General features: G+C 72.9%; 13 protein-coding genes. 7 read left to right on the forward strand and 6 right to left on the reverse strand.

Features of this window, described 5'->3' with window-relative positions:
• Positions 1 to 4: 4 nt before the first annotated feature.
• Positions 5 to 379 carry an SCP2 sterol-binding domain-containing protein gene (locus ACQP0N_RS15010; RefSeq protein ID WP_433120908.1) on the reverse strand — a complete coding sequence of 125 codons (375 nt, stop codon included), beginning with the start codon at positions 377 to 379 and terminating at the stop codon, positions 5 to 7.
• Between the two features lie 117 nt (positions 380 to 496).
• On the opposite strand from ACQP0N_RS15010, the gene ACQP0N_RS15015 reads away from it, so the two are divergent.
• Positions 497 to 997: a DUF6584 family protein gene (locus ACQP0N_RS15015; protein WP_433120910.1), complete on the forward strand. Its 501-nt coding sequence runs from the start codon at positions 497 to 499 to the stop codon at positions 995 to 997.
• Here the strand turns inward: ACQP0N_RS15015 and ACQP0N_RS15020 are convergent.
• A complete protein-coding gene (locus tag ACQP0N_RS15020) occupies positions 994 to 2,007 on the reverse strand; it encodes a carboxypeptidase regulatory-like domain-containing protein (protein WP_433120912.1) in 1,014 nt (337 codons plus the stop codon). The two genes, ACQP0N_RS15015 and ACQP0N_RS15020, sit on opposite strands and share 4 nt — an antisense overlap.
• 224 nt (positions 2,008 to 2,231) lie before the next feature.
• Between ACQP0N_RS15020 and ACQP0N_RS15025 the strand changes: the two genes are divergently transcribed.
• The 3 genes from ACQP0N_RS15025 to ACQP0N_RS15035 all read left to right on the forward strand — a co-directional run bounded on the left by ACQP0N_RS15025 (position 2,232) and on the right by ACQP0N_RS15035 (position 4,934).
• Positions 2,232 to 3,182, forward strand: a complete 951-nt coding sequence (locus ACQP0N_RS15025; RefSeq protein WP_433120914.1) for an SRPBCC family protein — start codon at positions 2,232 to 2,234, stop codon at positions 3,180 to 3,182.
• Between the two features lie 25 nt (positions 3,183 to 3,207).
• Positions 3,208 to 4,380, forward strand: coding sequence for a zinc-dependent alcohol dehydrogenase (locus tag ACQP0N_RS15030; RefSeq protein ID WP_433120916.1), 1,173 nt, complete (start codon positions 3,208 to 3,210; stop codon positions 4,378 to 4,380).
• Positions 4,381 to 4,547: 167 nt separating this feature from the next.
• Positions 4,548 to 4,934: a DUF2267 domain-containing protein gene (locus tag ACQP0N_RS15035; RefSeq protein ID WP_355052410.1), complete on the forward strand. Its 387-nt coding sequence runs from the start codon at positions 4,548 to 4,550 to the stop codon at positions 4,932 to 4,934.
• 14 nt (positions 4,935 to 4,948) lie between these two features.
• Here ACQP0N_RS15035 and ACQP0N_RS15040 read toward each other — a convergent pair whose 3' ends face one another.
• Positions 4,949 to 5,971: a S66 peptidase family protein gene (locus ACQP0N_RS15040; protein ID WP_433120918.1), complete on the reverse strand. Its 1,023-nt coding sequence runs from the start codon at positions 5,969 to 5,971 to the stop codon at positions 4,949 to 4,951.
• A 164-nt stretch (positions 5,972 to 6,135) separates the two neighbouring features.
• On the reverse strand, positions 6,136 to 7,614 hold the full coding sequence (locus ACQP0N_RS15045; protein ID WP_433120920.1) for a glutamate--cysteine ligase: 1,479 nt from the start codon (positions 7,612 to 7,614) through the stop codon (positions 6,136 to 6,138).
• A gap of 163 nt (positions 7,615 to 7,777) precedes the next feature.
• On the opposite strand from ACQP0N_RS15045, the gene ACQP0N_RS15050 reads away from it, so the two are divergent.
• Positions 7,778 to 8,116: a DUF3817 domain-containing protein gene (locus tag ACQP0N_RS15050; protein ID WP_433120922.1), complete on the forward strand. Its 339-nt coding sequence runs from the start codon at positions 7,778 to 7,780 to the stop codon at positions 8,114 to 8,116.
• Between the two features lie 4 nt (positions 8,117 to 8,120).
• Here ACQP0N_RS15050 and ACQP0N_RS15055 read toward each other — a convergent pair whose 3' ends face one another.
• Together ACQP0N_RS15055 and ACQP0N_RS15060 are read right to left on the reverse strand one after the other, a co-directional pair.
• Positions 8,121 to 8,981, reverse strand: coding sequence for an alpha/beta fold hydrolase (locus tag ACQP0N_RS15055; protein WP_433120924.1), 861 nt, complete (start codon positions 8,979 to 8,981; stop codon positions 8,121 to 8,123).
• 48 nt (positions 8,982 to 9,029) lie between these two features.
• A complete protein-coding gene (locus ACQP0N_RS15060) occupies positions 9,030 to 9,578 on the reverse strand; it encodes a hypothetical protein (protein WP_433121637.1) in 549 nt (182 codons plus the stop codon).
• A 142-nt stretch (positions 9,579 to 9,720) separates the two neighbouring features.
• Between ACQP0N_RS15060 and ACQP0N_RS15065 the strand changes: the two genes are divergently transcribed.
• Together ACQP0N_RS15065 and ACQP0N_RS15070 are read left to right on the forward strand one after the other, a co-directional pair.
• Positions 9,721 to 10,845, forward strand: a complete 1,125-nt coding sequence (locus tag ACQP0N_RS15065; RefSeq protein ID WP_357122008.1) for a Vms1/Ankzf1 family peptidyl-tRNA hydrolase — start codon at positions 9,721 to 9,723, stop codon at positions 10,843 to 10,845.
• Positions 10,838 to 12,592 (forward strand): thiamine pyrophosphate-binding protein, encoded by a 1,755-nt coding sequence (locus ACQP0N_RS15070; RefSeq protein WP_433120926.1) that lies wholly within the window; start codon positions 10,838 to 10,840, stop codon positions 12,590 to 12,592. The genes ACQP0N_RS15065 and ACQP0N_RS15070 overlap by 8 nt, the downstream gene beginning before the upstream one ends.
• Positions 12,593 to 12,620: the final 28 nt, after the last annotated feature.

Here is a 12,620-nt window from a genome sequence, read left to right on the forward strand (position 1 = left end):
TCCCTCACGGCGCGCTGGTCGCCGTCGGCTGGTCGGCTCCCGCGCCACCATCGGCCCCCCGGGGAAACAGTCGCCCGATGCGCAACGCCAGGGCGAGGTCGCCGTCGACCAGGATCTCGCCGCGCTCGATCGCCGCCAGCCCGTTCACCTCGCCGCGCGCCATCGACTCCGCCACCTGTGCCGGCACCCTGATGACGGTGTCGGCCGGGTCTCCGCTCTGCGACACCTGTAGCTTGCCGTGGTCGATGACCAGGAGCCACTGCTCCAGGGCGTCCCCGTCGGCGATGTCGAAGCGCACGCTCCCGCACACCTTGCTGAACCGCGGATCCCGACACGCGGCCGCCAGCCGCTCGAAGAAGTCGCTGGTCGCCGTCGTCATCCCACCTCCCGGCCCGAGAAAGAGCGGACGACGGCTACCCGCTGCGGCCCGTTGCTAACGCCCGACCGACGGAAATGAGCTGTCGGCGTGGCAGGCGCACCGCTCAGAATGTCCGCCGTGGCGAAGGAACAGGTGCTGGCGAGGGTGGCGGCGGATCTGGAGCGCGGGCACGTGCACCCGGCGATGCAACGCCTGGCGAGCCTGACCGCCGCGTACCCCGACGACCTGGAGGTGCGGGCGCGGCGTGCCGCGCTCTACCGGCAGGTGGGCAACGTGGCCGAGGCGGGGCGGTGGGGCTTCCTCGGCGAGGACGCCGACGCGCGGGAGGTCGCCGCGTTCGAGCGGGCCTACGGGAACGCCTGGCGGCGTCTGCGGGCGTTGCGGGTGACCGCCGACCCCAGCGCCAGACTCGGGCCGGTGGCGGGCGCGCGCTTCGCGCGACTGCTGGAGCAGGCCGGCCGGTACGGGCCCGTCACCTGGACCGATGACGGGCCACGTCCCGAGGAGCCGAGTTCGTGGCGGGAGGGGTTGGGCTGCCTGGTGGCGGCGGTGATCGGCGTGGTGCTGGTGGCGCTGTGCGTGGTCGGCCTGGTCACCGTGCTCCGGTGGGTGTTCTAGCCGAGGTCGAAGTCGACCACGACCGGCGTGTGCCGGACCCGCAGGGGAGTCGCGGTGTCGAAGCTGGCCGCGTCGCGGTGCCACACCGGCTGGGTGTACGCGCAGTCGCAGCGCAGCCGCACCCGTTGCCCGGGGAGCAGCCGCAGGGCGTAGCCGTCGCCCACGTCCGCCACGCCGGCCAGGTCCCCGGTCGCCGCGTCGAAGGCGAGCACCTGGGCGTAGGTGAGCAGCTCGTCGACGCGTACCGCCCCGCCGACCGGGGTGCCGGCGGGTAGCGCCTGGTCGAGGGTCGCCGTCCGCGCGGCGCGGACCCGTACTCCTCGCGCCTGCGCCCGGCTGCCCACCCCGCCGGACCAGACGCTGGCGTACCCGCCCGCCGCGAACTGCACCGGCCACTCGTACGGCCCGAGGCCCGTGATCGTGTAGCGGCCATTCTCATCGGTCGTGGGCCCGTGGTCGCCGTACTTGGGGTCCGGCACGTACGGCACCACCATCACCAGCGCTCGCGGGACCGGGGCACCGGTCGCCGCGTCGGTCACCACTCCGACGACCGTGCCGGGCGGATCGAGCCGGATGTCCGGCGCGCTGGTCACCGCGCCGGCCCGGACCCGGATGACATATGCGCGCTCGCGCTCGCCGGTGCCGCCGTGCCGGCCGACCCACTGCCAGCCGTGCCGGGTCGTGTCGTAGGGCCGCACGAGCAACCGGTAGTCCCCGGGGGCGACGTCACCGGTCACCAGGCTGCCCTGCTCGTCGGCGCAGCCGCCGTACCGGCCGAGCTGGTCCTCTCCGAGGGTGACTGCCGCGAGCGCCGCGGCGTCGACGGGCACGAGCGCGGCGCAGGCGCGGGGGACCGGCACGCCGGTGGCCGCGTCGCGCACGACGGCGCGGACGCCGCCGGGCGCGGGCGCGGACTCGGCGGTACGCGCCAGAGCCGGCGCGGCGGCCTCCGCGACGAGCAACGCGACGGTGATGGCGGTGGTCAGTCTGCGCAGGAGGGTAGGGCTCACAGGCGTGCTCCTCGCGGCGACGGAACGGGGGTGAGCCGACCGTAACGGCCTGCGGTTGATCCAAATCGGTCAATGTCGTGATGCTGACTGAAGGTGCCGGGCGCGCGGCGGATGCCGCCTTCTGCCCGAACCAGGCGCACAGTCCACAAATACCGCATAGCGTCACCGGAGCGGATACCGCTGCCCGCCGGACCGGCGGCGACGCCTACCGGAAGGGACCGGACATGAGCCGTGTCGAGACCGTGCTCCTGCCGGAGCTGGAGGGACCGGTGTCGCCGACCCTGCCGCGGGCTCTGGGCCTGCTGAGCCTGGCCCTGGGCATGAGCGCGCTGGCCGCGCCCCGACCGCTCGCGCGACTGACCGGGGTGGACGACTCCCCGGCGGCGCCGGCCGTCATCGGGGCCGTCGGCGCCCGCGAACTGGCGCACGCCGTCGGTCTGCTCGCCGGCCGCCGCCCGGTCGGCTGGGCGTGGACCCGGGTCGCTGGTGACGCCCTCGACCTGGCCCTGCTGGGCCGGGCCATGGCCGACCGGCGGGGTGAGCGACGCCGTCGCCTGGCCCTGACCACGGCCACGATCGCCGGCATCACCGCCCTGGACGTCGCCATCGCGATCGCCGCCGGGCGTGCCCGCCGGGCCCGGGCGCGGATGATCCGGATGGAGATCGCGGTGACGGTCAACCGGTCGCCCGCCGAGGCGTACCGGTTCTGGCGTGACATGGAGAACCTGCCCCGGTTCATGGCGCACCTGGAGTCGGTACGCGCCGACGACCTGCGTCTCTCGCACTGGGTCGCCCGTGGACCGGCCGGCCGCCGCGTCGAGTGGGACGCCGAGATCATCGACGATCAGCCGAACAGGTCGATCACCTGGCGGTCGCTGCCCGGCAGCCGGGTGGCGAACGCCGGTCGGGTCGCGTTCGTGCCCGCTCCGGGCGACCGCGGCACCGAGGTCCGGGTGCAACTGCGCTACGCGCCACCGGCGGGCGCGCTCGGCCGGGCCGTGGCGAAGCTCTTCGGCGAGGAGCCCGAGCAGCAGGTCCGCGACGACCTGCGCCGGTTCAAGCAGGTGCTGGAGGCCGGCGAGGTGGTCCGCTCCGAGGGCAGCCCGAACGGCATCTCCGTACGCCAGCAGGCCATGCAGCGGCCCGCGCAGCCGCTCCCGGCGTCCCGTCGCTGACCACCGGATCCGAAGGGACCGCGACATGAAGGCCACCGCCTGGATGGGCACCGACACCGTCAAGGTGATCGACGTGCCCGATCCGACGATCATGAACGCCCGGGACGCCATCGTGCGGGTCAGCACCACCGCGATCTGCGGCTCCGACCTGCACCTCTACCACGGCTACATCCCCGCGATGCGCAAGGGCGACATCCTCGGCCACGAGTTCATGGGCGAGGTGGTGGAGGTCGGGCCGCAGGTCCGCAACCTCAAGCCCGGCGACCGGGTGGTGGTGCCGTTCCCGATCGCCTGCGGGCACTGCTCCTCCTGTCAGCGCGGCCTCTACTCGGTGTGCGAGAACTCCAACCCCAACGCCGGCATCGCCGAGAAGGTCATGGGCCACTCGCCGGCCGGCATCTTCGGCTACTCCCACCTGCTCGGCGGGTACGCGGGCGGCCAGGCCGAGTACGCGCGGGTGCCGTTCGCCGATGTCGGCCCGCTCAAGGTGCCCGACGAGATCCCCGACGACCAGGCCGTCCTGCTCGCCGACGTCTTCCCGACCGGCTACATGGGCGCCGAGATGTGCGACATCAAACCCGGGCAGGTCATCGCGATCTGGGGCGCGGGACCGGTGGGGCTGCTCGCGGCGGCCAGCGCCCGGCTGCTCGGCGCGGAGCGGGTGATCGTCATCGACCGTTTCCCGTACCGGCTGCGGCTCGCCGCCGAGCACGCCGACGCCGAGACGATCAACTACGAGGACGTCGACGTACTGGACACCCTCAACGAGATGACCGCCGGTCGGGGGCCCGACGCGTGCATCGACGCGGTCGGTCTGGAGGGCCACCACGGCAACTCCGCCAGGTACGCGTACGACCGGGCCAAACAGGCCACCCGGACCGAGACGGAACGGCCGTTCGCGTTGCGGGAGGCGATCCTGGCGTGCCGATCCGGGGGAGTGGTGTCGGTCGTCGGCGCGTACGGCGGCTTCGTCGACAAGTTCCCGATGGGCGCGTTCATGAACCGGTCACTGATCATGCGGACCGGCCAGTGTCATGTGCAGCGCTACACCCGCCCCCTGCTGGAACGCATCCAACGCGGCGAGATCGACCCGAGCTTCATCGTCAGCCACCGCATGCCGCTGCGCGACGCCCCCAAGGGCTACAAGATCTTCCAGAAGAAGCAGGACGACTGCACCAAGGTGCTCCTCAAGGTCTGACCGCCCCCACCCCCCTCGCGCCGATCTTGCACTTTCTGTGGCGACACAAGGGGCATACCGCCCCATGTCGACAACCGAAACCGCAAGATCGGCGCGAGGGGGGTGGCGCGTTTGTGGTCCGTGGGCTCGGGAACGCCGTCCGTTCCGGAGACGGGAGGGAGCGGGTCATGGAGTACGAGCAGATGATCGCGACCGTACGACAGCGCGGAGGGCTCGGGGAGAACGAGGCCGTGCGCTCGGTGCAGGCCGTCCTGTCGGTGCTCGGCGAACGGCTCGCCGGACAGGAGGCCGACAACCTGGCGGCACAGCTGCCCGATCGGCTGAACGATTCTGTCACCCGAAACCCGCAGGGACGCCGGTGGGACGTCGAGGAGTTCCTGAAGAAGGTCGGCGACCGTGAGCAGGTGTCGAACGGGGACCAGGTGCGTCAACACGCCCAGGTGGTGCTGAACACCGTCGCCGAGGCGCTCGACGACGACGACCGGCACGACCTGCTGGCGCAGTTGCCCGGCGGCATCACCGACCTCTTCGGTGTCCCCACCCCACGCGGCTGAGGGCGGTCACGCTCTCAACGGGCGCGGACCCCGGCCTCCACGGTCAGGGTCCCCGCCTCGGCGTCGATCGTGGCCCGTGCGCCGAGTGGGACGGTGAGCTGCCCGGGGCCGTGCCCCAGGCGGAGCCCGCCCAGGACGGGCACGCCCAGGTCGTACAGGCGGTCCTTGAGCACCGCAGCCGCGTCCCACTCGCCAGCGCCGCCAACGCTGTTGGTGATCTGACCGATGACCACCCCGGCAACCCGGGACAGCACGCCCACCCGGCGCAGCTCGGTCACCATCCGGTCGATGCGGTACGGAGCCTCGTCCACGTCCTCGAAGAACAGGATCGCGTCGTCGAACCGCGGAGCGTCCGCCGCGCCGAGCGACGTGGAGAGCATCGTCAGGGTCCCGCCGAGCAGCGGGCCCGACGCGAGCCCCGGAACCACCACCGGGGCGGCCGTCTCGGCCGGGTCCCTGGTGACCGTGACGGGCGCGGTGGTCATCACCGCGCTCCGCAACGCCTCTGCCGACTCGGGGCCGGTGCGGCTGTCGCTCCAATTGACCATCGGCCCGTAGAAGGTGACCAGCCCGGTCTCCCGCCAGAGCCGGCCATGGATGCTGGTGATGTCGCTGAAGCCCACGACCACCCGGGGGTCGCGGCGCAGGCCGGACACGTCGATCTCGTCGACGATCCGCTGCGTGCCGTAACCGCCACGGGCGGCGAAGACGGCGCGTACGCCGGGGTCGTTGAGCGCGGCGTTCAGGTCCGCCAGTCGCTGCGCGTCGGTGCCGGCCAGGTAGCCGTACTTCGCGTAGACATGCTCGCCCAGCTCCACCTCCAGACCCCAGCTCCGCAGGATCTCGATGCCGCGCGCCATGTTCGTCGGGTTGGGAGTGCCTCCGGGAGAGACGACCCGGACCCGGTCCCCGGGCGCCAGCGCCGGCGCCCGCAGCGCCGGCCGCGCCTTCGGCTCGGGCGCGCTGTGCGCGGATGCGGCGTCGGCATGGCCGGCGAGCACCACTGTGCCGGCGGCCGCCGTTCCCATGCCCAGCATGCGACGACGCGACAGGGCCAGCCGAGCGGATGTGCGGGTCGGGACGGGATCCGCGCCGGAACCGGCCACAGTTGCCTCCATCGTCATCGACGTGCGACGTCCGAGCCGCTACAGCCTATGACGATGGTCGATGTAATGGGGGGTCCACAAAGGACCGGCGATCGTCAGGGAATCGGCCACTCGTGTACCGGCCGGTTGCTGTGCATCAGCTCCACGTAGTGCCGCACCACCTCGCGCAGCGCCTCCGGCCGGTCCAGGTGATCGGCGGACTCCAACCGGTGCAGCGTCGCCACCTGCCAGGTCGCGCCGTTGCGGTTGGTCAGGCAGCGCTGCTCGATGACGCCCAGCAGGCGGTCCCGCTCGGTCGGGTCGAGGCCCCACCGGTCCAGGCCGTGGTGCGCCATCGGCAGCAGCCGACGCAGCACCAGTTCGGTGACCGGCAGGTAGCCGAGGCCGGGCCAGAAGACCTGCGCGTCGATGCCGTGCCGGGCACAACTGGTGAAGTTCTCCTCGGCGGCGCTGAACGACATCTGTGACCACAGGGGCCGGTCCGACTCGGCCAGGGCGCGAACCAGTCCGAAGTAGAACGCGCCGTTGGCGATGGTGTCCAGCACGGTCGGCCCGGCCGGCAGCACCCGGTTCTCCACGCGCAGGTGCGGCCGGCCGCGCGACACGTCGTACACCGGACGGTTCCAGCGGTAGATCGTGCCGTTGTGCAGCCGCAGTTCGGCGAGGTTCGGCACCTCGCCGGCCGCCAGGGTCTGCGCCGGGTCCTGCGGGTCGCACACCGGCAGCAGCGCCGGGAAGTAGCGGACGTTCTCCTCGAACAGGTCGAAGACGCTGGTGATCCATCGTTCGCCGAACCAGACTCTGGGGCGTACCCCCTGGGCTTTTATCTCTTCCGGCCGGGTGTCGGTGGCCTGCTGGAACAGCGGGATGCGGGTCTCGCGCCACAGCTCCCGACCGAACAGCAGCGGCGCGTTCGCCCCGAGGGCCACCTGGATGCCGGCGACCACCTGGGCGGCATTCCAGTAGTCGGCGAACTGCGCCGGGCTGACCTGGAGGTGGAACTGGGTGCTGGTGCAGGCCGCCTCCGGGGTGATCGTGTCGGCGGTGACCGCCAGGCGCTCCACCCCGGAGATGGCGATCGGCAGGTCCTCGCCCCGCGCCGCGAAGATCTGCTCGTTGAGCAGCTTGTAGCGCGGGTTGGCCGACAGCGTCTCGGCGGTGAGGTGCTCGGGGCGCAACGTCGGCAGGATGCCGATCATGACCATGTGCGCGCCGACCGTGCGGGCCTTCTCCTCGGCGGCGTTGAGGCTGGCCCGCACGTGCTCCTCGAAGTCGAGGGTTCCGGTGCCGGTCAGCCGGCGTGGCGGCACGTTGATCTCGATGTTGAACTGGCCCAGCTCGGTCTGGAAGCTCGGATCCTCGATGGCCGCCAACACGTCGGCGTTGCGCATGGCCGGATTCGACGCCTCGTCCACGAGGTTCAGCTCGATCTCCAGCCCCGTCATCGGCCGGTCGATGTCGAACCGCGACTCCCGCAGCATCTCGGCGAAGACATCCAGGCAGTTCCGCACCTTTTCCCGGTAGCGGGCCCGATCCTCCCGACTGAAGGTCCGTACGCCGACATCCTCGCCCATGGTCACCGCCCTGTCACCGCTGGTTCCCCCTAACCTCGCACGCGGCCGTGCGGGCGGGGAAGACCCGAGGGTTCTTTCCTACCCAGTGGCAAGCCCCGTGACCCCTGTCGCACGCTCTGTGGTCGGCGAGGGCGCGAACGGCCGGCGCCGCTAGGATTGCCGGATGCGCGAGAAGGTGACCCGGCTGTTCGTCGCGGCGGCGATCGCCGAGGCCTGCTCCTGGCTGGCCCTGCTGGCCGGGATGGCCGTCAAGTACGGTCCGCCCGACAATGAGCTGGGCGTCAAGGTCTTCGGTCCGATCCACGGCGGCCTGTTCATCGCGTACGGGTTGCTGGTGCTCGCGGTGGCGCGGCTGCGCCGCTGGAGCCTGCCGGTGACCCTCGTGGCGCTGGCGTGCGCCGTGCCGCCGTTCGCCACCGTGATCTTCGAACGCTGGGCCCGCCGCAGGGGAATCCTCGGCGTCGACCCCCGCCCGGCCCGCGAGCCCGCGCCCGTCGGCTGAGCGCTCAGGCGGTCAGGAAGTCGCTCAGCACGGCGGCCAGCGCCTCCGGCGCCTCCTCGGCCATGTGGTGACCCGAGTCGATCGACGCCGCCCGTACGTCGTCCGCCCACTCCCGCCAGACCGCCGCCGGGTCGCCGTGCAACTCCACCATGTCGTCGCGCTCGGACCAGACGAACAGCACCGGGCAGCCGATCCTCCGCCCGGCCGCCCGGTCCGCGTCGTCGGCGGCGCGGTCCGGCCCCAGACCCGCCCGGTAGTCCTCGCACATCGCGTGCACCGTCGCCGGGTCGTGGATGGCCCGGTGGTAATCCGCGTACGCCTCCTCGCCCATCTCGGCGGGGGAGCCGCCGTACCAGGCGTCCGGGTCGGCGTTGATCACCCGCTCCGCCGGCCTGTCGGTCTGACCCAGGAAGAACCAGTGCCACCAGCGGGCGGCGAACCGGGCGTCGCAGGTGGCCAGCGCCGCCCCGATCGGCACCCCGTCGAGCACGCCGAGACGACTGACCCGCTCCGGGTGGTCCAGGGCGGTACGCATAGCCGCGTACGACCCGCGGTCATGGCCGACCACGGCGGCGCGCTCGTGGCCGAGCGCGTCGAGCAGCGCGACCACGTCGCGGGCCATCGCCCGCTTGGCGTACGCGGCGTGGTCGGGCGTCTCCGCCGGCTTCGTTGAACCGCCGTACCCCCGCAGGTCCGGGCAGATCACCGTGTGCCGCTCGGCGAGCAGTGGCGCCACCCGGTGCCACGTCGCATGGGTACGGGGATGACCGTGCAGCAGCACCACGGGCGAGCCGGAGCCGCCGTGGCGCACCCGCAGGCGCACCGGGCCGACGTCGATCTCGTCGAGGGCGAATCCGGGAAACATGGCGTGCCGGTGCCCGCCGGAACGGGCCCGGAAACGCGCGCCGGCCGTTCAGGTCAGCGCGGAGCAGGCCACCACGCCGGCGAGCAGCAGCGCGCCCAGGGTCGCCTGCAACAGCAGTGGCGGGCCGAGATGCGACCAGAGCGTCGCGGTGCGCGGGGTGAGCAGCTGCCCGGTGGTCAGGTTGACGATCCGCTCGATCCGCGGCGGCAGCTCCGGGTCGCGCTGCGGGCGCAGGGTGAGCTGCACCTGGTCGGCCGGGTGCAGGGCGCTCTGCGGCAGGTGCCCGTGCAGCTCGACCTCGCAGAGCTGACCGGCGGTGTTCCGCAGGCGCACCGGGGTGACCAGGTACTCCGGGCCCTGCTTCAGCTCCTTCCAGCGCCGGCGGGCGCCACCGCCGCCGAAGGAGAACAGCGCGCGCAGCAGCAGGGCCGGCAGCCGGGCGAACGCCGCCGCGGCGAGCACCGCCACCAGCACCGGTTGGCCGACGCGTATCTCGCGGGTGTAGCCGTCCAGCAGGCGGACCAGCCGCCCGGTGACGATCCGCTCCGTCGGGTGCACGATCCGCCGGGTATCGAGTCCGCTGTCCATGTCCACCACCGAGAGTCCGCTTGTGTTCACTGATCGTATCGATGTCCCCGGTTGAACGACGTGAATGAAACCTGGTCACGGGCTCACGCCCGCGAGGTGACATCCCGGGCGACGGGGGTAAGCGGGCGGTCGAGCTGGAAAGGGGTCGAGCATGCAGCTGTCCTTCCTGCGCCCGCTCTACGACCGACCCGGGCCGTGGTGCTCGGTGTACCTGGACGCCTCCGCCGACACCGAGGACGCCCACCCGGCGCTGGACCTGCGCTGGCGCGCCCTGGAACGCCGCCTGGCCGAACAGGGGGCGGACGAGGCGAGCGTCGCCGCGCTGGACCGGGTGATCCGGGGTCACGACCCGATGGTCGGGGACTACGGCCTGGCGGTCTTCGCCAGCCACGGTCGGGTGGTGCTCTCCGAGTACCTGTCCGCGCCGCCGCTGCGCGATCTGGCGAGCTTCGGGCCGTTGCCGCACGTCATGCCGCTGCTCGCCCAGCGCGGCGAACAGGTGGCGTGGGTCCGGGTGGTCGCCGACCGGACCGGGGGCGACGCCGTCGCGGTCAGCGCGGGCGGTGTACCCCGGCGGGCGCACGTGGCCGGCCGGGAGAGCTTCCCGCTGCGTCGGGTCCAGCCCGGCGGGTGGTCGCAGTCGCGCTACCAGCGGGCCGCCATGGAGGCGTGGCACCAGAACGCCGGCGACGTCACCGCCGCGACCGTCGAGCTGGCCGACCGCGTCGGCGCGGACGTCGTGGTGGTGGCCGGTGACGTCCGGGCCACCGGGATGATCGCCGCGCAGATGCCGCCGCGCTGGCAGGACCTGGTCGTCCGTACCGACGCGGGCTCGCGGGCCGGCGGCGCCGACCAGAGCATGCTGGACGACCTCACGGTGCAGACCATCGCCGAGGTCGCCGACCAGCGGATCACCGCCGCGCTGGACAAGTTCGGCGTGCAGGAGGACGTCGGCGCGGGACTCGACGCGGTCGTGTCCGCCCTGCAACGCAACCAGGTCGACACGATGCTCATCGTCGACGACCCGTCCGCCAACGGCGAGCTGTGGATCGGCCCCGAGCCCACCGAGATCGCCGTCGACCCGTCCCAGTTGAGCGCGATGTCGGTCGGCGACCCGCAGCGGGTCCGCGCCGACGCGGCGCTGGTCCGGGCCCTGGTGGGCACCGACGCGGCGTTGACGGTGCTCGGCGCGGACGAGGCGCCGCAGCTCACCGACGGCGTCGGCGCGGTCCTGCGCTACGTCGACGAGGGCACCCCGGGACGCGGCAATGGCTGAGCGCCGGGTCGCGGACCTGGTGGTCGAGCGGATGCGGGCCTGGCGGGTACCGCGCGCCTTCGGTTACCCCGGAGCGGCGATCGCCCCGCTGGTCGAGGCACTGGAGGACGCCGGGGGCGACCCGGCGTTCATCCCGGCCCGGCACGAGGAGACCGCCTCGTTCATGGCCACCGGGCACGCCAAGTTCACCGGCGGCATCGGGGTCTGCCTCGCCACCCAGGGACCGAGCGCGGTGCAACTGCTCAATGGCCTGTACGACGCCAAGCTCGACAGCAAGCCGGTCGTGGCGATCGTCGGTGAGGACGTCACCGGGCCGCTGGGAGGCGCGCACCAGCAGATCGGGCTGAGCCGGCTTTTCGGCGACGTGTGCAACCAGTTCGTCCGGTACGGCCGCAGCCCGGCGTCCGTACCCGCGCTGCTGGACCAGGCGTTCCGCACCGCGGCGGCGACGCGGAGCCCGACGTGCGTGGTGCTGCCCCGGCACCTCCAGGAGGCCCTCGTGCCGGACCTGGGGACGCACGCGGCGGGCGTGATCACGGCGACTCCCGGTGAGCCGCTGGCCCGGGTGCTGCCGCACGAGGTGGACCTCGACGCCGCCGCGCAGGTGCTCGGCAACGGCCAGCGCACCGCGATCCTGGTGGGCCAGGGTGGCCGGGGCGCCGCCGCCGAGATCGTCGAGCTGGCCGACCGCCTCGGCGCCGGGGTGGCGACGTCGCTGCTGGGCAAGCCGATCCTGGACGAGCGCCTGCCCTTTCACGCCGGAGTGCTCGGGGAGGTCGGCACACCGGCCGCGGCCGAGCTGATGGGCGGCTGTGACACGCTGCTGCTGGTCGGCACGAACGACCCGTGGACCGACTACTTCCCGATGCCCGACCAGGCCCGCACGGTGCAGATCGACATCGACGGCACGCGCATCGGCAGCCGCTACCCGGCCGACGTCCCGCTGGTCGGCGACGCCACCGAGACGCTGCGGGCACTGCTGGAGCGGGTGCCCGCCCGGCCGCACCAACAGTGGCGCGCGACGGTGGAGAGCACCGTCGACCGCTGGCGCGCGACCGCCGCCGACCGGGCCGCCGCGCCGGCCGAACCGATCAACCCGCAGCTCGTCCTCCAGGAACTGTCCACGCGGGTGCCGCACGCCGGGTCGGTGGCGGTCGACGTCGGCTCGGTCCTCTACTGGTACGCCCGGCACCTCGTCCTGCCGCCCGGGGTCAACGCGCAACTCTGCGGCACCCTCGGTTCGATGGGCTGCGCCCTGCCGTACGCGGTGGCCGCCAAGCTCGCGGCCCCGGACGCGCCGGTGATCGCGCTGCTCGGCGACGGGGCCATGCAACTCAACGGCCTCGCCGAGATGATCACGGTGTCGCACCACTGGCAGGACTGGGCCGACCCGCGGTTGGTGGTGCTCGTGCTCAACAACCGCGACCACAACGGCATGGGCGGTGGACGGGAGTCGTCCAGGGACCCGATGGGCCGCCGCCCCGACGTCCCGTACGCGGGCTGGGCCCGGCTGCTCGGGCTGCACGGCGTCCGGGTGGACCGTCCGGAGCTGGTCGGCGCGGCCTGGGACGAGGCGCTCGCCGCGGACCGGCCCTGCGTCCTGGAGGCGGTCGTCGACGCGACGGTCTCGTTGGCGCCCCCGGAACCGGCCTTCGCCGACCTGCGTGGCCTGTACGACGAGGGGGAACCGGCCCGGCGGGTCCGCGAGCAGGTGGAGCAGGCCGTGGCCGTCGAGGATCTCGTTTAGGCGCACCCGACCAGGGCATCAGTAGCGG

The organism is Micromonospora sp. CA-246542 (assembly GCF_050942905.1).
GTDB lineage: Bacteria > Actinomycetota > Actinomycetes > Mycobacteriales > Micromonosporaceae > Micromonospora.